Genomic DNA, 21,083 nt, shown 5'->3' on the forward strand with positions numbered 1-21,083 from the left:
GAGGTTTCGGGTCCGAACCGAGTAAATCCGACTGAACGCCGCACTTCTCTCAAACACTCGGCTCACGTTTCCAATCCAGCATCGGTAGGTCTTCGCCGCTCACGAGATGGGTCGACACGGCGTACTCCACCAGGCGAGCGCGGCGATTATTGGCCAGCTTGCCCTTGCCCCCGCGGAGCCCTGACACACCGACCTTGTCAAGCTTCTCGCAGACGTTGTCGAGCTTGCGGTTGAAAGTCGTCATGCTCCAGCCGAGCCTGGCCGCAGCCTCCGCGGAGGTCGGTACCTCTCCCCTGCCCGGAATCGACTGGGTCAGCACGTGTTCCGCGAGAGACAGGATGAGCTGCTTCTGGGTCGTCGTGAGCGAAACAGGCATGATCGTCGTCGAATTCACATTCGTCGAGGCGAAGGCCGAAGTGCTGAAGAAATCCTCTTCTGCATGGATGGAGAAATCGTAGGTGGTCGACCCCGCGCTGAACATAACGTGCATGGTCTGGAAGACCAGGGGCAGCCGCGCGCCCGACGACAGCCAGGCCTGCACCGACCCTGTCGAATCGGTCACGGTCGCGGTGAGCAGGTTGCCGACATTGCTCAGCCACCACATATCGTGGTCTTCGTAGATCCGCAGGAACTGGCGGTGAAGGTAGGGATTGTCGTCGATCGCCAGGTCGCCCTCGCGACCCACGAAGAAGTCTTTCGGGGATTCGACGGTGTACCACTCGCCGCAAAATTCGACCTTCAGCGGTTTCACGGGTTGCAGACCTCAAGAGGGTTCGGCGACGTCTTCCCGTCGCGAAGCACCTCGACGTTGATGCAGACGCGCGAACCTGGCACGACACCCGTCACCACCGCCTGCGCCTCGGCCGTCGGGGTCTTCTTGCTCGGAGCCTCGGCCATGGCCCAGAGAAAGCTGTCGTCCTTCTTCGGCTTCGGGTTCTTCCAGGTGAAGGTCACCGAGGTGCCATCGGCACTGGCAGCGGATGAGACCAGCTCGGGCTTCGGCACTGTCGGAACGTCGATGACGCCACCGCCCGTTCCACCGGAAGCGGAACCGGGATCGGGCTGAGGCCCGGGGAGACTCGCTGGTATAACGATGGCCAGGACCACCCCGACCATCACCAGGATTCCGACAACGCTTCCGATGATGAGACCGAGTCTCCTCTTCACCGGGACAACGGTCTCCTGCCCCTCAGCCTCCGAGGCAACGTCGACAACGGCAGGACCCGGCGCCGGCGGGGTGGGCCGTGTTCGTGGCCGCCGCACGGTCTGGTCCACCGGGACCGCGCCGCGAATCCGGGTGGCTTCGATCGGTGCTTCCTGCTGTGGCGGCTGGATCGCGTGCGGGGCGGCGATGGGCGGCCGGATCATCTCCTGCACGGCGATCGTCGAGACGGAACGTGCGCGTGTCGCGTCGTCGTCATCCTCCGCGCCAGCGCGGTCCGGTGCCTGGATCAGCAGGTTCGGAACGTCGATGGTGGTCGGCGCGTAGCCGAGTTCCAACTCAACGCGCTGTAGTGCCCTGGCGAAGTCGACAGCGGTGGCGAAGCGGTCGGCACGATCGGAGGCCATGCCCTTCTTCAGCACGGCCAGCAGCGACTGCGGCACATCGTCGCGCGTCATCGGCGTGATGGCCCCGCGTTCGATGCGCCCGATCAGGTCGAGGGTGCCGTTCGACCGGCCACGCACCTCAAAGGGGGTCTGGCCGGCGAGGATCGTGTAGATCGTCGCCGCCAGGGAGAAGACGTCGGAGCTGACATCGGGGTCAGGGTCGTCTTCGAACATCTCGGGCGGCGACCACGGCACGGACATGCCGATCGACTGGCTTCCTGTACTCCCGGATCCGGTGTCGTTGAGGGCGTCGGCAAGGGTGCCGGTGTGCACAGGCAGGAGCTCGTCATCCACTGCCGAAGAGATACCGAAGTCGGTAAGTGCCGGCCAGCCGTAATCGTTGGTAAGCACGTTGGCTGGCTTGATGTCGCGGTGCAGGATGCCGGCGGAGTGGGCAGTTGCGACGGCACTCGACAGGCGCACCCCCGTTCGCAGCGCATCCGAGACCTCGAAGGTGCTCTGTTTGTACCGCTCGGCGAGGCTCGGACCGGAACAGTACTCCATCACGAAGTATGGCCGGTCGTCGGCCGCGACATCCGCCTGGTAGATCGTGACGATGTATGGATGCGTCGACAACTGGGCCATGAGGTTGGCCTCTGCTGCGAAGGAGGCCCGGTTCGCGACCGTCAGCTCCTCGGTGAGAAGCACCTTGACGGCGACCCGACGCTTCGGCAGCTTCTGCTCATAGAGGAACACATCGGAGAATCCTCCGGAGCCCAGCACCTTGACATAGGTGTAGCCCGGAAGCTCCGGTGGCTGCGAAGACGGACGGCGCATCAGTCCTCTTCCACGGTGAGGGTGATGCCGCCACCGAGGTCCAACACCGTTCCGACGATCACCGAGGTCGGCTCGCCTGCGCGGAGTTTCTGCGGTTCCTTGCCCGGCAACACGACCAGCGTGCCGTTGCGGGAGTGTAGGTCGGTCACCACCACCGTGTCGCCTTCGAGGGTGATCTGCGCATGGTTGCGCGAGATGTCCTGGTCGGCTCCCCCGATGGTGACGAGACGCGGGATCTGGGCGCCTGAGACCTTGCTGACGCTCGGAGAGCGGCCGACGAGAATCGTCTGACCGAGAGTCTCACGAGTGCCGTTCGGCAGCACGAGAGAGATGGATGGTCCTGGCTTGGCGCCGGGCGGGAGCGTCGTCGCCTTCGGCGCTGTGCTGCGCCGTTCCGCACGAAGCTTGGCGATGTCTGAGGTCATCACCGTGTGGCCGTCGTGATCGCCCTCGGCGGTGAGATCCGTCTCGGGGCCTTCCGCTGAACCGGGTGCGTCTCCGGCCGAGCGGAACATCGTGTCACCGACAACAGTGTCGTCGACGGCCTCAGCCGTTGCTGGCGCTTCGCTCACCGTCGCCTCGATGTCCACCTCGGCTACCGGAGCGGTCGGTGGTTCCGGAGCGGTCGGTGGTTCCGGGGCGGGCTTGGGAGTTGGCGCGGCCGCCTGCCTGGCCGCGACCGCGTCCTTCGCTCGAACCGGCTGTGCCGGCGCGTCTGATACGGAGTCCGGACCAAAGCTCAGTGAGGCGACCCACGCGGCGCCAGCCACCAGGGGAAGGGTGCCGGCGGATGCCTCGGCGACCGCTCCCGGAACCTCGAGCGAGAGGGCCGTCACGCCGCTCATCGCACGTTCCATCCAGGTGGACACGCCGGCGCCGGCGAGCTTCTGCTCGCCGCTGGCGTCAGTCACGGTCACGATGACCTCACCGCGGACGATCACGCGCGCGGCGCCGCTGGCCTCCCATTCGGCGAGCGCGAAGGACGGGGTGGCTGCGAGGCCGTTGCTAGTGAGCAGGTCGAGCAGTGCCTGGAAGCCGTCGGGTCGGGTCATGGCCGCGTAGGCATTGTCGGCGAAGCCGGCATCCGGAACCCTGGCCAGCACGATGAGCCGCGCATCGGAGGCGATAGCGAGCCAGCCTCCGGCGGCAGCTGGCTGAAAATGCAAGCTGGTCACGGTGATCCCTATCCCCTGGGCCTGGTCTCTTCGAGAAACCTCGGCATGCCATTGCGGTCGACGGTGTCGTCGGTCGACGCGGCCACCGCCGCACCGACGATATCGGACTCCACCACCACGACAGTGACGTTGTCGGAACCCCCGGCGGCGATTGCCGCGTTCACGAGACGCTCGGCGAGAGTGATCGGCAGTCCGTCTGATTCGCGCAGTTCCTCGGCGTTATGGAACACGATGATACGGGCGATCTCGGCGTCGTCGAGCTCCTTGGTCAGGCCGTCGGAGCAGAGAAGGAAGGTCTGGTGTGCCCGCGCCGGAAGTAACCAGATGTCGGGATCGACGTCGGTGTCGGCGCCGAGCGCGCGAGTGACGACGTTGCGATCGGGATGCCGCGCCGCCTCGCGTGGGGTGATCTGGCCGAGATCGATCAGTTCCTGCACGGCGGAGTGGTCGACGCTCACCTGGCGGAGGGTGCGGCCGTCCCAGCTGTAGATGCGGGAGTCTCCAACGTTGAACGCCATCCAGTGGTAGTTCTCGTTGCCGATGTCGACGAAGGCGACGCCGGTGAGAGTGGTGCCAGAGATCACATCGGCGAACTCAGAGCCGTCGGTGATGCTGAGCACCGCCTCGTTCGCCCGTCGTACGGTCTCGAGCACCTGCTGGGGATTCGCGGGTCTGTCGGTTTCGAAGTCACCGGCGAATGCCGCGATCGCTGTCTGGCTCGCACGATCGCCAAAAGCGTGACCGCCCATCCCATCGGCCACGATGAAGAGTGGGGCCGCGCTCAGGAAGCTGTCTTCGTTGATCCGCCTGACAGCTCCACGATCAGAGGATGAGGTGTAGCGGAACCGCGCCGTCGCCTCGGCGAGCACGAACTCCTGCCGAACCTCTACGGACATCACACCTCCCCCGCCTTACAGAGTGTGGGCACAACTCTATTGGCATCCTCGCGGAATCACCTGCAACCGATCAATGGGGAGCACTGCCCACCTCACGCCGACGGTCCATTCTGATCTTGATGAGACTCGCTCCCACAGCTACCGCCATCGAGACCACGATGACCCCGAGCGAGGTGAGCGTGGGTATCTCGGGCGCCCAGTCGAAGCCCTTGCCGCCGTTGATGAAAGGCAACTCATTCTCGTGGAGCGCGTGCAGCACCAGCTTGACGCCGATGAAGGCGAGGATGAACGCGATGCCGTACTTGAGATACACCAGTTTCTCGATCAGGTCGCCGAGCAGGAAATAGAGCTGCCGGAGTCCCATGAGTGCGAAGACGTTGGCGGTGAACACGATGAAGGCGCTCGTGGTGATGCCGAAGATCGCGGGGATCGAGTCGAGGGCGAAGACGAGGTCGGTGGTTCCGATGGCGATGAAGACGACCAGGATCGGCGTGAACATGCGCTTGCCGTCCACGACCGTGCGCAGCTTTGCGCCGTCGAATTCCTGGGAGATGGGGATGCGACGACGCAGCAGGCGGATGACGCCGCTCTCCTTGTCATCCATTTCTTCGCAGTTCTGGAAGGCCTGCTGGATGGCGGTGTAGAGCAGGAAGGCGCCGAAGATGTAGAAAATCCAGCTGAAATTCTGGATGAGCTGCGCGCCGAGCACGATGAAGATGCCACGGAGCACCAGCGCGATGATGATGCCCACCATGAGCACCTCCTGCTGGTACTTTCTCGGCACGGAGAACCTGGCCATGATGATGACGAAGACGAAGAGGTTGTCGATCGACAGGCTGTATTCCGTGAGCCAGCCGGCGATGAACTGGCCGGCGTGCTCCGCTCCGGCGAAGAAGAACATCAGCACGGCGAAGATCAAGGCGAGCAGCACGTAGAAGCCGACCCACAGGCTGGATTCACGGGTCGATGGGATATGCGGTCGCTTGTAGGCGAGCACGAGGTCGGCGATCACGATGAGAAGGAGCACGGCGATGCTCGTGATCTCGAACCAGAGCGGGAGTTGGAGTTCCAAAGAGGGACCTTCCACGGAGAGTTAAGTTAACTGTCGGATGTCCGAAAGTCTCTTCCGCACCGACAGGCCCGACTCGGACCTGCAGGTGCCGCCGCAACCGGGCCAGCTTCAGCGGTGACCGTATTGACGAGTGCGGCGCGGTGGAATACTCCCCTTCGCGCTGGCAAGCCTAGCCGACGAGTTCCTGTGTTTTCAGAGCAGTGTGTTCCGTCACGCTCTTTGGGCTCTGCGGCACGACGTCGTCCAGCCCACCCGTCCCGCCGATCCGCCGTCATTTGTCGCTTCCGGTGGTTTCTAGGCAGCCAGGCCACAGTTTGCGACAAGCGACGACCTGATTGCGATGCCGCCGAGATCGCCGCGGCGCATCAATGAGAATGTAGCCACGCCGCGCGACCCGGTGGCCGGATGCACTCGCTGCGCGACAGCCGAACCTCGCGGGCCGACTTTCCGCGCTGTCTGACACCGAGATCACCGCTTCACACTGCATTCTCTGACTCGCCGATACACAAGAAGCACACGAGCTGCCTCGGGACGGCGATGCTGATTTGGGGCCTTGCGGAAACCGGCCGCGGAGCGAGACGGCAAGCGTCGCGTGCGGCCTCCTCAACACCAAGGTTGGGACCACAAACGTGCCCCCTGAAGAGCAGGTCTTCTCGAGTCATGCACACTCTAATTGGAACTTGGCAACGATTGGTCAAAGATAGTCCCGCCACGTTGCCGTGAAGGATCCATCCCTTAGGGCGAGCCACGTCTTCAGTGGTTCCGTTCGTGCTGTCGCATTCTGCGAACGCCTTCGCGGCGGCGACCACCACGGCGCCACCGCGAAGGGCGAGTTTGGACTGCCCCTACGACCGACCGATCATGGGCTCGACTCGCCGCACAGAATCCTGGTCCCGAGGGACTAAGAAATCGAAGTCCGCACCGTGGGGGGCCTGAAGAACATGCTCGTCGTACAGGCGCGGCCAGCCGCGTCGGTGTCGCACCTCGGCGGGTTCCCATGCCTCCAGCCGGCGGGCCGGTTCCGAATCGTCGATATCCACAGTTAGCCGCCCGGCGAATGCGTCGAGCGTGACCATGTCACCTGAGCGCAGGATGGCCAGCGGTCCCCTGCTTGACGAGTCGGGAGCTACGTGAAGGACGCAGGTTCCGAAACTAGTGCCGCTCATTCGCCCGTCGCTGATACGGACCATATCTTTGACGCCTTGGCGGGCAAGGTATGACGGGATGGGGATCATTCCCCATTCGGGGAAGCCATCCCCACCTCGAGGCCCGCAGCCTCGGAGTACCAACACACGGAATAGGACAGCCGCATCAGGCGGGGCTGGATGCGGTCGGGGTAGGCGAGTGCGAGTTGGGCGAGGGCCTGTTTTCAGTTCGTGGTGATCTGGCCCTCAACGAGGCGTCCTTCGGCGTTGCGTTTGACTCCTCGGGCTCGTCCGCGTGCCTTGAGCCGGTCGCGGGCCCGTTTGTCTTCGATGTCGCAGATCGCGAGCCAGAGAAGCTTCACGACCGCGTCGTCTGAGGGGAAGTGGCCTCGGTTTTTAATGATCTTGCGCAGTTGGTAGTTGCGCGACTCGATGCTGTTCGTGGGTAGATCACCCGCCGCAGCATTGGCGGGAACGCGAGTAACGGGGTGAACCGGTCCCACGCGCTCTGGAACACCTGAACCGTATCCGGATTCGCTTGACCCAGGTCGCTGGCGGCGAACTCGGTCAGTGCGACCGAGCCAGCGCTTCGATTGCCTCGACCAGCTCCGGCGCGATCCGCCTCGTGCGTCGACCCGGCGGGGACCCTCCAACCCGTGAGAAAGTCGGGTCAGCCCGAAACTGGGTCGACCAGCGGGCGAGGGTACGAACTGGCACCCCGGACTCGGCGGAGATCCGGGTCCATGGGGCTCCGTCATCGTGTTGGCGCAGGAGGGCGAGTTTCGTCTCGACCGTTCTCTGCACGCGGGAAGTCATCGCCTATGCGGAGCTGGCATCTTCGCCGAGGTGCCGGTAGATGGTTCCACGCGAGACCCCGAATGTCTCGGCGATCTGCTGCACCGTGTACGTCTTCTCGTCATACATCGCTCGCGCCTGCCGGGCCTTCGTGACCATCATCTTCGAGCGACCGCCGCCTTTCCGGCCGCGGGCCCTCGCAGCCGCCAATCCGTCTTTGGTGCGTTCGACGATGAGATCGTGCTCGAACTCAGCGATCGCGGCGAGCATGTGGAAGAACAACCGCCCGCCTGGAGTTGTCGTGTCGATTCCTTGGGAGAGGGCTTTCAGGCCGGCACCTCGCCGCTCGAGCCCGTCGACGACTTCTTTCAGGTTGCGGACGGACCTGCCGAGCCGGTCAAGCTTCGTGACCACAAGAGTGTCACCATCCCGGAGACAGTCGAGCGCATCATCCAAGGCCGGCCGTTTCGCCAGAACCCCAGAGGCCTGCTCGATGAACACCTTCTTGCATGCATGCGGCCGCTTCGAGGGCATCCGTTTGCGCGTCGAGATTCTGCTCTCGAGTCGAGTCGAGACGCGGGCGTAGCCAACGGATGCCATACCTAAACTGTCCCTCTGAGGTACCTCCCAGTACATAGGTCTCGGACACGAGCGATGGAACACAACACGCCGATTCGGCGTCTTGATGACCAATGTGTCTCGTGGACGGTCGTCCGTGGGCGTGCTGGAGTTCGCCGGGCTGGGGGGGCTGCACCGAGGGTGCCGACGCGCTCGGGCTTAGGTCGCTTTCACGACTGAGCGCGTCGTTGGCCGGTTATTGTCCGATCTTGTCGAGTTCGGCGATGTCGTCGGCTGAGAGCGAGAGTCCAGCGCCGGTGATGTTTTCGCGAAGGTGGGTGACAGATGAGGTCCCGGGAATCAGCAGGATGTTGGGTGAGCGCTGCAGTAGCCAGGCGAGAGCGATTGACATAGGTGTGGTGTCCAGCCGCGACGCGACCGCGGAGAGCGCGTCAGATTGGAGCGGGCTGAAACCACCGAGTGGGAAGAAAGGCACGTAGGCGATTCCCTGTGTGTTGAGCATGTCGATCAGTTCATCGTCCTGACGGAAGGCGAGGTTGTACATGTTCTGCACGGAGACTATCGGCGCGATGTCCATGGCCTCCGCCACCTGCTCCGGGGTCGCGTTGCTCACACCGAGGTGCCGGATCAGTCCCTGTTCTTGCATGTCCACGAGGGCCTGGAATGACCTCACCTACCGGGCCTGCCACGAGGCCCTCTCCGTTGCCGAGCCGGAGGTTGACAAGGCCGAGCGTCTCAAGGCCAAGGGCTTTGAGATTCTCCCCGATCTGCTTCCGCAATTGGTCAGGCTGGCGGGCTGTTGGCCAGCCGCCCTGATCGTCCCGATTCGCGCCGACTTTGGTGACGATGTGAAGTGATTCAGGGTAGGGGTGGAGCGCCTCACGGATGATGTCGTTGGTGACACGTGGCCCGTAGGCATCACTCGTGTCGATGTGCGTGATCCCGAGGGCGACAGCCTCGCGAAGCACCGCAAGCGCCGCGTCACGGTCGGCCGGCGGACCCATGACCCAGGGGCCGGCAAGCTGCATTGCCCCGTATCCGAAGCGGGAGACGGTGAGGTCACCGAGGTTCCAGGTGCCTCCGGGAAGCGTTAGGGGAAGAGTGGTCACGAGTATTGCCTTTCGCACGAAACTGGGGATGGTGCCGACTGGCTCCTTGAGCGAGTATGAGGTAGTAGCTTCCTGTTCGGAAGTACGCACTTCCGGGTGCGTTAGTCACCCCAGAGCGAGACGGGCAACCCATGACCACGATGACGGCATCCGAGAAGCGAGCCGAGAGCAAGGCAAAGTACAACGCGTTTCTTGCGGTGTGCCCCAGTCAGAAATTGCTGGACCGGATCTCTAACAAGTGGGTGACGTTGATATTGACCGCTCTCGGCAGCGGCCCCGACTGTGCGGGGACGGCCGGAGCATTGCGCTATTCAGAGCTTTCGCGCACACTGGCGGGCGTCAGTCCGAAGATGCTCACCCAAACACTTCGATCGTTGGAGGCCGATGGCCTTGTCTCCCGGACGGCGACGCCGACCGTGCCGGTCACGGTTTCTTACGAACTAACCGAGCTGGGGCTCTCTCTGCAATACACCATCCGCGGCCTCAAGTCTTGGGCCGAGACGTATATGGACGAGGTCCTCGCCAACCGGCAGAAAAGCATCGCCTGAGCGCCCGATCGCTTGAGGCTGGCAATCGTGCCTACAGACGCGCCAGATAGTTCTGCGAAAGCCACGCCAGTTATTTCTGCGACTCACATCGTTGACCCCCGATGCGGTCGACGAGATGCCTCGTAACCCTAGGGGTACGAGACATCGAACGCTTTCAAGATCTGCTCGATGGTGGATTTCAACGGGCCGCTCCGGTCGCCCATTGGGTCAGGCGGGTGATGCCAGACGCTTCGAGAGTGCGTGCGCCTCTTCGAGGAGGATCCTCCCTATCGTGGGGCGGCGATCTGCCGAGAACCGTGACTCGATGCCTGTGACGCTGAGCGCGTAGAGCGGTCGGCGCGCATCGTCGAAGACTGACGCCCCCATTCCCCAGCTGCCCTCGACGATGAGGCCGGGGTTCACGGCGAACCCACTCCGCCGGGTTCCGGCGATGCGCGCACGGATGTCAGCGGCCGAATGGCTCAGGCCCCACTCGCTCTCAAGCCGAGAGGCGCGACGCAGGTACGCGTCGACTTCGGAGTCGGGCAAGAACGACAGGATGGCGAGCCCGGCAGACGCCACGCCGAGTGGGAACCGGACACCCTCGTAGAGCACGAACGAACGCACCGGAAAGCTGCCTTCCTCGCGGATCAGGCACACGGTCTCGTCGCCGCGGCGCACGGAGAGGAATGCGCTTTCGCCCGTGAGGGCGGCGAGGCGTTGCACGAATGGCGCGGCCGTTGCGGTCACGTCATAGCGGCTGGCCGCGACCGCCCCCATCACGAACAGCTCGGGTCCGAGCAACCAGCACCCAGTGTTGGAATCGAGGTCCACGAACCCTTCAGCCGCGAGGGAGCGCAACATTCGGTAGGCGGTCGGTCTGGCTAGGCCGAGGGCGACAGCAAGCTCGCTCGTGCGAATGCCGCTGGGGCCGCTGATGCTGAGCTCGCGGAGGATGCTCGCGACGCGGGCCACGACTTGCCCACCCTGGATTGTGCTCACTATGTGGTCAGGCTACGGCAGTTCCGCCACATGTTGCTCAGATTTCGATCAAACCGCCTGCGTGCTGGCAGTCTAGGATCGTCCACCTTGTGAGCAGGAGTCTTTCAATGTTGAAATTGTGGCCAAGCGCGCGTGAGGCCCTTGAGGGGCTGCTCGTTGATGGAATGACCCTCGCCGTCGGCGGCTTCGGGCTCAGTGGTATCCCCGCTGATCTCATCGACGCCGTCCGTGACACGGGGGTCAAAGATCTGGTCGTCGTGTCGAACAACATGGGAGTTGATGGCAAAGGACTCGGAATCCTTCTCGAGAGCGGGCAGGTCCGCCGCGTGATCTCCTCCTACGTGGGCGAGAACAAGGGATTCGCTGCCGCATATCTGGCGGGCACCCTCGAGGTCGAGTTCGCCCCGCAAGGAACACTCGCTGAACGACTGCGCGCCGGAGGTGCCGGGATCCCGGGCTTCTACACGAAGACCGGCGTCGGCACCCCGATCGCCGAAGGTAAGCCGACCAGGGAATTCGACGGCGAGGAGTACCTCCTCGAACTTGGAATTGTCGCCGACGTCGCTCTGGTTCACGCACGCCGCGGCGACCTGGAAGGCAACCTCATTTACCGGCACACCGCGCGCAACTTCAACCCGCTCGCCGCAACTGCCGGCCGCGTCACCATCGCCGAAGTCGAAGAGCTCATCGAGGATAGCTACCTCGACCCAGACACAGTCGTCACCCCCGGTGTCTTTGTGCAGCGTCTCGTGACCACAACGCGCGACAAGGACATCGAGCAGCGAACCACACGACCACGGAGGACGAACTGATGGCCTGGACACGCGACGAGATGGCAGCGATCGCTGCCCGCGGTCTCAAAGACGGCGACTACGTGAACCTCGGCATCGGCATCCCGACGCTCGTGGCCAACCACATCCCTGCTGGGATGCGCGTGACGCTGCAAAGTGAGAACGGCATGCTCGGCATCGGCCCTTTCCCTTTCGAGGGCGACGAGGACGCAGACCTCATCAACGCCGGCAAACAGACCGTCACGGCAAACCCGGGCGCAAGTTTCTTCGACTCTGCGACCTCGTTCGGCATGATCCGCGGCGGACACATCAACGCCGCCGTGCTCGGCGCACTGCAGGTCTCGGCGCGGGGCGACCTCGCCAACTGGATGGTGCCCGGCGCGATGGTTAAGGGCATGGGTGGGGCGATGGATCTCGTCGCGGGCACCCCCCACGTGGTCGTCATCACCGACCATCTCGCCAAGGACGGCCGCCCGAAGATCGTCGAGAAGTGCACCCTCCCCCTCACCGGTCGCCGCTGCGTCGACGTGATCATCACCGACCTCGCTGTCTTCGATGTGTCGGATGCAGGACTCACCCTGCGCGAGATGGCACCCGGGGTGACCGTTGAAGAACTCGGTGCGAAGACCGGAACAACGTTCGCATGAGCACCCTGATCGTCGGTTACGCGCGGACTCCTTTCGTCAGGTTCAATGGTGTCTTCAAAGACGTCCCCGCGCCGACCTTGGGTGCACATGCTGTAGCCGCCGCCCTCGCCGCCGCCGGGATAACCCCAGAGGGCGTCGAGTACGTCGTGGCTGGGCAGGTGCTTCAAGCGGCGGTAGGACAGAACCCCGCACGGCAAACAGCGGTAGCGGCCGGCATCCCGATGTCTACGCCGGCGATCACCCTCAACGCGGTGTGCCTGTCTGGCATGGAAGCGGTTGTCGCCGGCCACCGGATGATAGACGCAGGGGAGGCGGACGTCGTTGTCGCGGTTGGGCAGGAATCGATGTCGCTCGCTCCGCACGTGCTGGTTGGTTCACGCCAGGGCACGAAGTACGGCCCGGCTGCGCTGATCGACACGCTCGAGTTCGACGGGCTCACCGACGCATTCGAGCGGCGCAGCATGGGCCTCTCGACCGACGAGTTCAACACGTCACTGTCGTTGGGCCGTGAGGAACAGGACGTGTTCGCCGCGTCCTCGCACAGCCGACTCGCGGCATCACGGGTGCTGGTCAGGGAGGAGATTGCCCCATTCACGGTCCCTGGTCGAACGACTGTGACGGTCACCGACGATGACGGCCTCCGCGCGGAGACCACTCCTGAGAGCCTCGGTAGGCTCCGCGCGGCGTTCCGCGAAGGGGGCACCGTCACCGCGGGCAACTCCTCCCAGATCACTGACGGCGCAGCCGCGGTAGTCCTCGTGAGCAGCGACTACGCTGCCGCCAACGGGCTCACTGGCCACGCTCGCATCGTGTCGCACGCCTTCGTGAGCGGCCCAGACGTGTCCCTTCATGCTCAACCCGCTAACGCTATCAATGCTGCGCTCGCTCGCTCGTTCTACGGGGTGACCGATCTCGCGGCGGTCGAGATCAACGAGGCGTTCGCCGCCGTCGTAGTGCATTCGACGCTGCGGCTCGGCGTGAATCCAACAATCGTGAACGGGCACGGCGGAGCTATCGCCCTGGGGCATCCGATTGGGGCATCGGGCGCGCGAATAGTCGGGCTCCTCGCCCGTCGACTCGCGGACCTGGGGCCCGGTTCGATCGGGGGCGCCGGAATCTGTGGCGGGGGTGGCCAAGGATCGGCCGTTGTCCTCGAGGCGATCTAGCTAGGCGAATGCACTCATGGTCGACGCTCGTGGGTCATTCGTTGATCGTCCCAGGGCCACTCGCATCCCCCAACCGCGAGAAATCTCATCGTGGTTCAGGTGGGGCGCCATGGTCAAGGAAGCCAGGAGGAACCTGCCCGTCCCATTGGTTGATCCAATAGAGATCGTCCTCCTTCCACAAACGCGTTTGCCGTTCGGGGTCAAAAATCCGCTCGAGGTCTGTGTAGAGCTCAATGACAGCGCCCGTCGGCTCAAGGTAGTACACGGCAATATTGTCGCCAGCGCCGTGGCGCACGGGGCCCCAAGCAAGTCGTGATCCGCGGCGCGCCAGTCGGTCCCCCAGACGACCGAGGTCCGCAATGCTTTGAGTCTGCCAGGCGTGGTGGTGCATTGCCGCGCGAGTGCTTTTGAAAACTGCCACGCCGTGATGGTCGTTGTTGCAGCGCATGAAGAAGGCCGCATCCTGGCCGATCTGGTCTGAGACGCGAAAACCAAGCACGCGAATCAAGAAGTCACGCATCGCGACGGTATCAACAGCCTGGATGTTCACGTGTCCGAAGCGGTCGGGCCCGAACCCACCCAGCTTCACCATGCTGTAGCTGGTTGGTTCGATGTAGACCTGCCAGGTGAAACCCTCCGGGCCGACGAAGGCGAAGCCCTGCTCGATCGCGTCCTCGATCGGTTGCTCCGACACGATCGAATAGCCAGCACGGCGCACGTTCTCACGCACCTCTTCCAGCGCTCCAGCGTTGCGTGCCACCAACCCGATGTGGTCAACAGAGTCAGTTTCACCCCGGCTGTACACGATCTCGTGGTGGTTGCTTTGAGCCGAGAGAAAGACTTTCCCCTTAGCCGACTCGACCTGATTCAACCCCAGTACCTCGACAGCGCTGCGAATGTTGGCATCGAGATCCCTCGCCCGCATAGATACGTAGCCCAGTGAGGTGATCAGTCCAGTTCCTGTCATTGTTTAGTCCAATACTCTCTGCGAAATATCAATTAACTCGACGCCTGAGTGGGGGCGACGAACGTTTGCCGGATTTCCCCGATTCCCTCGATCCAGGTGGAGAGCGTCTCCCCCGCTTGCAAGAAACGTTGCGGACTACGGCCGAGACCTACTCCTGCTGGCGTGCCGGTGAAGATGACGTCTCCCGGCACGAACGTGAGCACTTCGGACAGTTTTGCTACAAGCTCTGCGACCGGAAATATCAGATCCGACGTGCGCCCGAGCTGCATTACTGTGCCGTCGATCGAACACCCCAACTCGAGATCGTCAGGATCGGCCAGCTCTTCGGCGGTGACCAACCAGGGGCCCATCGGTGTGAAGCCTGGAAATGACTTGCCCAGCGAAAACTGGGGTGCTGGCCCTTCCATTTGGGTGATGCGCTCCGACAGGTCCTGGCCAACAGTCACCCCGGCGACGTGAGACCAGGCATCCTCAACCCGGATGCGTCGCCCGCCCGTGCCGATGACCAGTACCAACTCGACCTCCCAATCGGTGTGACCGCCAATCGGCAGCTCAACCGCGGTATCGGGGCCAGTGATGCTCGAGGGGAACTTCGTGAAGGTTGGTGGAAGAGCCCCGGGCAGGGCGAAGCCGGTTTCTGCGGCATGTTCGCGGTAATTTAGGCCGACCGCTACAACCTGACGTGGCGCGGGCGACGGGCTGCCGAGTTGTTCTCTCTGCACCCCCAGAGCAGGGGCGTCTGACATTTCGGCTGCCCTTGCCCACTGCAGGAACTCGCCCCATGATTCGTAGAGTGCTGGCAGATCGGGACCGTATCGTCCCCCACTGAGTTCAGCGATATCCACTCCGCTCTCGTCGGAAGTCATCAGCACGGCTCGTCCATTGACGTTGGCGATTTTCATTGAAAGTTCCTCTCTCTCGGGTCGCGGACAGCGGGCGGATCAGGCTGCGGAACGACCGCGGTGCGAGACCATCAAGCGGTCTCGTGACTCGCGCGCCATTTCAACGACCCCGCGTGGGTCGCTCACCATGCGGCCTGCACGCTTTCGGTACTGGCCACCGATAAAGACCGTGTCGACGTTGCCCTCGTGCGCTCCCAGGACCACCGCCGCGACAGGGTCGCTCACCGGCGCAATATTGAGGTCGGAGGCGCGGATGCAGACGAGATCTGCCTGCTTTCCCGGCGTAATCGATCCGATTCGGTCATCCATACCGAGGGCCCGGGCGCCCTGCAAAGTAGCGAACTCGAGAACATCGGCGAGTTTGAGTGCGTATGGCTCAGCTACCTCGCTGTGATGCCCTCCGACCCAGGATCGGTAGTAGCCAAAGAGGACCCGCATTTGAGTGAACATGTCGCCAGAACATTTGGTTTCGGTGTCGCCACTCAGGCTGGGACGAACTCCGCGAGCAAGCAGCCGGTCGAGCGGGATGTCGCCGACGCCCTGCGAGTTGAGCTCGCAATGCGGCCCCAGCGAGACCGTGGCTCCGGAGTCAGCAATGAGGTCGAGTTCGCGGTTGGCAAGGTTGTTGCAGTGCACGAAGGTCAGGTCGGCGCCAAGGAGACCGCGCTCCGCGTAACGGGCCACGGCATGAACCTCCGCGTTGCGCGCATAGGCGCCAACATGCACGCTGAGACGTATGCCCATCTCTCGGGCCAATGCGACCTCCCCTTCCCACACCTCCTGTGAAGCCATCTCAGGACCTCGAGCCGCGACGGCCAGACTGACGAGACCCCGGGTCTCATCCAACATGCGGTGGATGCGGTGGATGTCATCCGGATGATGCAATGCGCTGTTGTCGGTCCAGGACCCATCGTTGACCAGCGGCCATCCGTGACCAAAAACGGCGCGGATACCCGCTTCGGTCAACGCGCGGATGCTGGCATCTGAATGCGCGGGGCTGTTCTGAATGTGGGCCCAGTCGAAGAGGGTTGTGGTTCCAGCACTCACCGCCGACACCGCTCCAAGCAGAGTGCCGGCGTAGACATCCTCCGGCGCGTACCTGGTCCCAATGCCGTCCAGAACTTCGCGGAAGTAGCTGAGCGGATCCACGTCCCCGTAGCTGTGCCGAATGGCTGACTGCCAGGTGTGCCGGTGGGTATCAACAAACCCGGGGGTGACGATCCAGTCCGTCCCATCCACAATCTCTGCATCACTCTCGTTGATTGCCGGGCCTACCTGGGCTATCAGGTCGCCGTCGATCAGGATGTCTCCGCGTGGCAATACGCCTATTGCAGGATCGACGGTGATGACAGTGGCGCCTTTGACTAAAAGTCTGCTCATGCCACTGCCCACCGGTCGAGAGGAACAGTGTCGGATCCGATGTTGTCGATCACCCAATCGACATAGCCGTCCGGGCGAATCAGAACACCCTTGAGTTCGCCCCAATCCTCCGGGGGGGTCGGGAGCACTGCATTGACGATCCGAACGCCAGGGTATGTCGCTGAGGAGAAGGAGCCGTCTCCGCTCAGATCAAGTAGGACGAACTCGGCGCCTGAAAGCAACTCGGGCAAACGGTAGAGCCCATCGACTGTTTGGACGGTCAACGGCGGCACCGGACGCCCAACAGCTGCGTGCGAACCGATGCTGGTGGCGTACGGCTCCGTCAGGCCGTTGAGCTGAAGCGCGATCTCCCGGTTCACCTGAGGAAGCGGGAGCAGATTGCGGCTAAACATCCGCCTGAAGGAGATGCCTTCATCGGTGAAGTCGAACTGAATGGCGCACTGGGCCCGCACACTTTCCAGAAGGGCTTCCGCAACTGGCCGACGCTCAGCTTCGTAGGTATCGAGGATTTCCTCGGGGGAAGTGCCTGCGACGACCCGACCGAGTTTCCAGCCCAGGTTGAACCCGTCCTGAATGCAGAAGTTCATGCCTACTCCACTGGAGGGGTAGTGGATTCGCGCGCTTTCCCCGACGAGGAAGACTCTCCCGCTCCTGAACTTTGTGGCAATCCGCATGGCATCGGTGAATCGTGACGCCCAGGTCAGCTGATCAAATTCGATCGGTCGCTCGAAGATCTGCTCGAGACCCATCCGAACCTCCTCTACCGTGACTGGCTCGGACCTGTCGGCGTATCGTCGGTCGGCGTGGACCATGTTGAACCTGGTCGACTTCCCGTCAGCCCCGAAGGGGAAGGAGGTAGCCCAGCCGTACTTGTTATCTCGCATCCCGCGGCCCCCGGGCCAGTTCATGTTGATCGGGATGTCCGCGATGATGCCGGTGAAGGTGCCGTCATGGCCAGGGAAGTCGATACCGGAGAGAGCGCGGACAGAACTGCGGCTTCCATCGGCACCTACTACATACCGGGCCCGGAACTGGGTCCGTGTGCCGTCTTCGCGGGCCGTGCCCACGAGTACGCCATCGTCCGACTGCTCCAGTTGGTCGAGGGTGTGGCCGAACATGATGGTCACGCCCTGATCCGTGGCCACCTCGCTCAGGACCTCTTCGGTGATGTTCTGCGGCAGGATCAATCGATAAGGGAACTCGGTCCCAAGATTGCGCCAGAAGATAGGCTGCATACCGGCCCAGATGTGGGCGGTAATGAAGGGGTTGCTGCGGATCTCCGTCGCCCGGCCGATGAAATGTTGGGCAAGACCGCGATAGTCGAGTAGCTCGAGCACCCGGGGCAGGATGGTTCCCGCGCGCGATTGGACAGGCTCATTCCTTCGCTCCAGAACGATTACGGTGCTGCCCTGTCGCGCTAACTCCGAGGCAACCGTGAGACCTGACGGTCCCGCTCCGACAACGATGACGTCGGCTTCCATGTGGTGCTCCTTAGATTGGGGTTGTGTGACGAATGGATGAATGAAGCAATCTGGTCCATCGCCCACGGCTCTTCGAAGGCGTGATCCTCGTGATTTGCCCCGTGGACGAGGACGAGATTGCATTCCACGCCGAACTGCTCTGCACGGTCACGAAGCCGTTCGGCGTGGCGGTAGTCGACGACGCCGTCGGAGGTCCCGTGCATCAGAAGGAGTCGGGGTCCCTCCTTGCTGAGGATGTTGTATGGACTTATCCGTGCAAGCACCTCCTCTGTCAGCTGATCCACGGGCACCCCCGCGAGGAGGGCGAGGCGCTCATCGTGGCTGAGTTTTGACGCGGCGGATGGGGCAGCGTGCAGTATTTCGGCGGGAATCGGCAGACCAGGGGCAGGAACTAGGGCCCGAGCCGCAGCGCCGAGGTCGTAGCGTCCGAAGAGTCCAACGAAGCCGGCGTAGCTGTGTGGGGAACTGAAAGCCGATAGGGCAGCAAGGTGTGCACCTGCCGAGGCGCCCATCGCAACGATCGAGCTCCGACCAGTCGCGCGAAGCCAGGCAGCAGTCGCATTAATTTCTTCGCCCTGCGCAGGGTACGAGGCTACGGTTGCGAGGCTGTAATCGATTGACGCGACGGTGATGCCCCGATCTTGGAGAGCGGTCAACCGGCGGGAGTGATCTCTGCGGTCACCCATCACCCATGCGCCACCGTGAACATAGACGACAGCTGGAGCGTCTAGGTTCTCGGCTTCATACAAGTCGACAAGGACAGATCTGTCGGCAAGGTTCGGCAACCGAAAAGTGAGTCTTTGCGTGGATTGTCGCGAGTGTTGGTCTTTCAAAATGTTCCTTAAGTTTGAAATCATGGTCCTATGTCAATCCCACGAACGCGCGTCGAGCCTGTGCAAGAACAGCTACGGTCGGAGATTCTGAGCGGTGTCCTCACACCGGGAACGAAGCTCCCGCTGGCCGAGTTGGCGGCTCGCTTGGGGACGAGCATTGGTTCGGTGCGTGAGGCGCTCATCCGACTCGGCTCGGAGGGGCTGGTGGTCGCAGCGCCGCAGTTGGGGTTTCGTGTGACGCCGGTGTCGGAACAGGACCTGCGGGATTTGATTGAGACGCGTTGCGTTTTGGAGGGGGAGACTTTTCGCCGCGCGATCGAAGATGGTTCTCTCGAGTGGGAGTCGGCTGTCACTGCCGCATATCACCGGCTCGATCGAACCCAACACGACATCGACGGTCAGCGGAACGACGCATCCTGGGTTTCGTCCCACCGACAATTCCACGAGGCGCTGATCGAAGGCTGCGCGAACCACCGCCTCATCGTCGTGACGATGCAGTTGCGCGACGCCGCGGAGCTTTATCGGTCCTCTTCCGTGGGAGCGATGAGCCCCGAGCAGAGCGCGCAGCGCGACCGGGAGCATTTTGCGCTGCGCAATGCAGCGCTCACGCGAGACGCCCTCGGCGGACCCGAGATCCTTCGCGAACACATTCGCATGACCGCCCACTACTTCAACCTTGCTCTGTGACATCGACACCGGCGATTTGCGCAGCCTGATCTCGATCGAAATGGGCCAACAGCTGCGCGATCATCCGGTAATAGCCAGCCAGCACGATTAACTCTGCGGCAGTCCGATCATCAACGCTGCGCAGTTCGGAAGGAGTGACAAGCGACGCAGTCAAACGTCGTGCGATGTTCGCGGTGAGTACCTCGACCGAACGGTCAGACACGAAAGTGTCGTCGGCCAACTGCTGTATTTCCGAATCCATCATGCCCACCTGCCTGGCAACCGCCTCATGAGCAGTCCGCTCGAAAGTCGACCCACTCTCGCCGGCGATGGACAGAATCGCGATCTCGCGGACCCTCGCCGAAAGCGACGTGTCGAAGCGGATGGCGGCTCCGAGTTCCTGAAGTGGTCCGCCGACCTCCGGAAACCGCGTCATCAGTTCGAAGGGTCCGGCAAGCGTTCCGTCCTCGAGGACGAGACGGAAGGGTGAACGGGACGCGCGAGGTCCGCCGACGATGGCGTCGCGGACCTTGCGCGCCCGTTCGCTCTCAGGGGATGAGCTCACTTAGTGGCAGCGCCCTCTGCGATCGTGGTCTTTGCGTTGACACGACTCTGTGAGATGCCGACGGTCTTGGCCCACTTGAAACCCGCGTCGAGACCAGCAATCGAGAGGGTCGAATCGTAGTTGTAGCCCTGAATCCGGCTCGCCAGCTGGGGAGTACTCGGGGCACCAGCCGCAAGTACGATTTTGGTGACCGCATCAGCATTCGCTGGTTTCTTCATGAAAACGATCGCCCGTGCGACGGCCTTCTGGATGCGAGCTGCCACGCCGGGGTGAGCATCCAGCGCCTTCGTGCTCATGAAGACGGCGGCGTTGGACTGATCCTTGAACTCCGGGACATCGCCACCAAGAGTGAGTACCTTGACCCCCAGGCCGTTGGCGATCAGGGGGGCGTCGTACCCCCCTCCAGTGAGGACCGCGGCAACCTGGCCCGCCGCCAGAGCGTTGCCCGCGACAGCCCCAGGCGTGTTAATGAGGGTGAAATCGCCAGCGGGGACGCCCGCCTCCTTCATCAGCTCGGTGACGGTGAGACCGATCGGGCCGGCTTTCGCGGCAACGCCGATCGACTTGCCTTTGAGGGCGGCAAATGACTTTTTCCATCCGTTCGGTCCGACTGGGTTGGGAATGTTTGCGCCTTTGGCGGCCACCAGCGTGAAGTCGACGTTGCCGTTGAGTCCGGAGACGAACTTGACGCCAACCCCGTTCTGGAGATACGTGGCAACGCTGTAGACAACATCTGCTGACATGTCAATCTGGCCTCCGACCAAAGCACCAGGCAGTGCCTGCGGCGATGTCTGATTGACCTGGACCGTGATGTTCTCGTCGGAGAAGTAGCCCTCGGCGATGGCCACATTGACCGGTTGGAACGGAAGCGCACCGGGGACCGGCGCACTGTACGTCAGGGTCACCGGGGTATTGTCGGCAGTTGAGGTGGGTGCCGGACTTGACCCGGACCCTACTGAACTGCATGCCGCCAGAGAAGCGGCCATGGCAACGGTGGCAG

The 21,083-nt window shown here is 63.0% G+C and carries 21 protein-coding genes and 2 pseudogenes; 5 read left to right on the top strand and 18 right to left on the bottom strand.

What is annotated here, in order from left to right; translation table 11 throughout:
* Nucleotides 1-49: 49 nt before the first annotated feature.
* The 10 genes and pseudogenes from ABIB56_RS14970 to ABIB56_RS15015 form a co-directional block, all read right to left on the bottom strand.
* Complete coding sequence (locus tag ABIB56_RS14970; RefSeq protein ID WP_354570029.1) at nucleotides 50-751, bottom strand: hypothetical protein; 702 nt, start codon at nucleotides 749-751, stop codon at nucleotides 50-52.
* Nucleotides 748-2,385, bottom strand: coding sequence for a serine/threonine-protein kinase (locus ABIB56_RS14975; RefSeq protein ID WP_354570030.1), 1,638 nt, complete (start codon nucleotides 2,383-2,385; stop codon nucleotides 748-750). Before ABIB56_RS14975 ends, ABIB56_RS14970 begins: the two co-directional genes overlap by 4 nt.
* Nucleotides 2,385-3,560: an FHA domain-containing protein gene (locus ABIB56_RS14980; protein ID WP_354570031.1), complete on the bottom strand. Its 1,176-nt coding sequence runs from the start codon at nucleotides 3,558-3,560 to the stop codon at nucleotides 2,385-2,387. Before ABIB56_RS14980 ends, ABIB56_RS14975 begins: the two co-directional genes overlap by 1 nt.
* An 8-nt stretch (nucleotides 3,561-3,568) precedes the next feature.
* Nucleotides 3,569-4,456 carry a PP2C family protein-serine/threonine phosphatase gene (locus tag ABIB56_RS14985; protein WP_354570032.1) on the bottom strand — a complete coding sequence of 296 codons (888 nt, stop codon included), beginning with the start codon at nucleotides 4,454-4,456 and terminating at the stop codon, nucleotides 3,569-3,571.
* Nucleotides 4,457-4,526: 70 nt separating this feature from the next.
* Nucleotides 4,527-5,528, bottom strand: coding sequence for a TerC family protein (locus tag ABIB56_RS14990; protein ID WP_354570033.1), 1,002 nt, complete (start codon nucleotides 5,526-5,528; stop codon nucleotides 4,527-4,529).
* A gap of 845 nt (nucleotides 5,529-6,373) precedes the next feature.
* Nucleotides 6,374-6,820: an IlvD/Edd family dehydratase gene (locus tag ABIB56_RS14995; protein WP_354570034.1), complete on the bottom strand. Its 447-nt coding sequence runs from the start codon at nucleotides 6,818-6,820 to the stop codon at nucleotides 6,374-6,376.
* Between the two features lie 77 nt (nucleotides 6,821-6,897).
* Nucleotides 6,898-7,259, bottom strand: a pseudogene (locus tag ABIB56_RS15000) (transposase); the annotation flags it as partial.
* A complete protein-coding gene (locus tag ABIB56_RS15005) occupies nucleotides 7,241-7,489 on the bottom strand; it encodes a helix-turn-helix domain-containing protein (RefSeq protein WP_354570035.1) in 249 nt (82 codons plus the stop codon). The pseudogene ABIB56_RS15000 and the gene ABIB56_RS15005, both read right to left, overlap by 19 nt.
* A 3-nt stretch (nucleotides 7,490-7,492) precedes the next feature.
* Nucleotides 7,493-8,068 (bottom strand): recombinase family protein, encoded by a 576-nt coding sequence (locus tag ABIB56_RS15010; RefSeq protein ID WP_354570036.1) that lies wholly within the window; start codon nucleotides 8,066-8,068, stop codon nucleotides 7,493-7,495.
* 214 nt (nucleotides 8,069-8,282) lie between these two features.
* Nucleotides 8,283-9,075, bottom strand: a pseudogene (locus ABIB56_RS15015) (oxidoreductase).
* A gap of 212 nt (nucleotides 9,076-9,287) precedes the next feature.
* On the opposite strand from ABIB56_RS15015, the gene ABIB56_RS15020 reads away from it, so the two are divergent.
* On the top strand, nucleotides 9,288-9,704 hold the full coding sequence (locus ABIB56_RS15020) for a winged helix-turn-helix transcriptional regulator (protein WP_354570037.1): 417 nt from the start codon (nucleotides 9,288-9,290) through the stop codon (nucleotides 9,702-9,704).
* Between the two features lie 207 nt (nucleotides 9,705-9,911).
* On the opposite strand, the gene ABIB56_RS15025 is transcribed toward ABIB56_RS15020, so the two are convergent.
* Entirely contained in the window at nucleotides 9,912-10,685 is a 774-nt protein-coding gene (locus tag ABIB56_RS15025; RefSeq protein ID WP_354570038.1) for an IclR family transcriptional regulator, read from the bottom strand.
* A 107-nt stretch (nucleotides 10,686-10,792) separates the two neighbouring features.
* On the opposite strand from ABIB56_RS15025, the gene ABIB56_RS15030 reads away from it, so the two are divergent.
* The 3 genes from ABIB56_RS15030 to ABIB56_RS15040 are packed head-to-tail and all read left to right on the top strand — an operon-like array spanning nucleotide 10,793 to nucleotide 13,289.
* Nucleotides 10,793-11,497 carry a CoA transferase subunit A gene (locus ABIB56_RS15030; RefSeq protein WP_354570039.1) on the top strand — a complete coding sequence of 235 codons (705 nt, stop codon included), beginning with the start codon at nucleotides 10,793-10,795 and terminating at the stop codon, nucleotides 11,495-11,497.
* Complete coding sequence (locus ABIB56_RS15035) at nucleotides 11,497-12,123, top strand: CoA transferase subunit B (RefSeq protein WP_354570040.1); 627 nt, start codon at nucleotides 11,497-11,499, stop codon at nucleotides 12,121-12,123. The genes ABIB56_RS15030 and ABIB56_RS15035 overlap by 1 nt, the downstream gene beginning before the upstream one ends.
* Nucleotides 12,120-13,289 (top strand): acetyl-CoA C-acyltransferase, encoded by a 1,170-nt coding sequence (locus tag ABIB56_RS15040; protein WP_354570041.1) that lies wholly within the window; start codon nucleotides 12,120-12,122, stop codon nucleotides 13,287-13,289. Before ABIB56_RS15035 ends, ABIB56_RS15040 begins: the two co-directional genes overlap by 4 nt.
* 85 nt (nucleotides 13,290-13,374) lie before the next feature.
* On the opposite strand, the gene ABIB56_RS15045 is transcribed toward ABIB56_RS15040, so the two are convergent.
* The 5 genes from ABIB56_RS15045 to ABIB56_RS15065 are packed head-to-tail and all read right to left on the bottom strand — an operon-like array spanning nucleotide 13,375 to nucleotide 18,876.
* Nucleotides 13,375-14,256, bottom strand: a complete 882-nt coding sequence (locus tag ABIB56_RS15045; RefSeq protein ID WP_354570042.1) for a VOC family protein — start codon at nucleotides 14,254-14,256, stop codon at nucleotides 13,375-13,377.
* Nucleotides 14,257-14,288: 32 nt separating this feature from the next.
* On the bottom strand, nucleotides 14,289-15,158 hold the full coding sequence (locus ABIB56_RS15050; RefSeq protein ID WP_354570043.1) for a fumarylacetoacetate hydrolase family protein: 870 nt from the start codon (nucleotides 15,156-15,158) through the stop codon (nucleotides 14,289-14,291).
* Nucleotides 15,159-15,197: 39 nt separating this feature from the next.
* Nucleotides 15,198-16,538 carry an amidohydrolase family protein gene (locus tag ABIB56_RS15055; protein ID WP_354570044.1) on the bottom strand — a complete coding sequence of 447 codons (1,341 nt, stop codon included), beginning with the start codon at nucleotides 16,536-16,538 and terminating at the stop codon, nucleotides 15,198-15,200.
* Nucleotides 16,535-18,019 carry an FAD-dependent oxidoreductase gene (locus ABIB56_RS15060; protein WP_354570045.1) on the bottom strand — a complete coding sequence of 495 codons (1,485 nt, stop codon included), beginning with the start codon at nucleotides 18,017-18,019 and terminating at the stop codon, nucleotides 16,535-16,537. The genes ABIB56_RS15055 and ABIB56_RS15060 overlap by 4 nt, the downstream gene beginning before the upstream one ends.
* The gene (locus tag ABIB56_RS15065; RefSeq protein ID WP_354570046.1) at nucleotides 17,956-18,876 is read right to left on the bottom strand and encodes an alpha/beta hydrolase; all 921 of its coding nucleotides are present in this window, start codon (nucleotides 18,874-18,876) and stop codon (nucleotides 17,956-17,958) included. The genes ABIB56_RS15060 and ABIB56_RS15065 overlap by 64 nt, the downstream gene beginning before the upstream one ends.
* A 6-nt stretch (nucleotides 18,877-18,882) precedes the next feature.
* Between ABIB56_RS15065 and ABIB56_RS15070 the strand changes: the two genes are divergently transcribed.
* The gene (locus tag ABIB56_RS15070; protein ID WP_354570047.1) at nucleotides 18,883-19,539 is read left to right on the top strand and encodes a GntR family transcriptional regulator; all 657 of its coding nucleotides are present in this window, start codon (nucleotides 18,883-18,885) and stop codon (nucleotides 19,537-19,539) included.
* Here ABIB56_RS15070 and ABIB56_RS15075 read toward each other — a convergent pair.
* Complete coding sequence (locus ABIB56_RS15075) at nucleotides 19,523-20,083, bottom strand: carboxymuconolactone decarboxylase family protein (RefSeq protein ID WP_354570048.1); 561 nt, start codon at nucleotides 20,081-20,083, stop codon at nucleotides 19,523-19,525. The two genes, ABIB56_RS15070 and ABIB56_RS15075, sit on opposite strands and share 17 nt — an antisense overlap.
* Nucleotides 20,080-20,988, bottom strand: a complete 909-nt coding sequence (locus ABIB56_RS15080) for an ABC transporter substrate-binding protein (protein WP_354570049.1) — start codon at nucleotides 20,986-20,988, stop codon at nucleotides 20,080-20,082. Before ABIB56_RS15080 ends, ABIB56_RS15075 begins: the two co-directional genes overlap by 4 nt.
* Between the last annotated feature and the right edge of the window lie 95 nt (nucleotides 20,989-21,083).

It is taken from the genome of Glaciihabitans sp. UYNi722 (genome assembly GCF_040549465.1).
GTDB lineage: Bacteria > Actinomycetota > Actinomycetes > Actinomycetales > Microbacteriaceae > Lacisediminihabitans.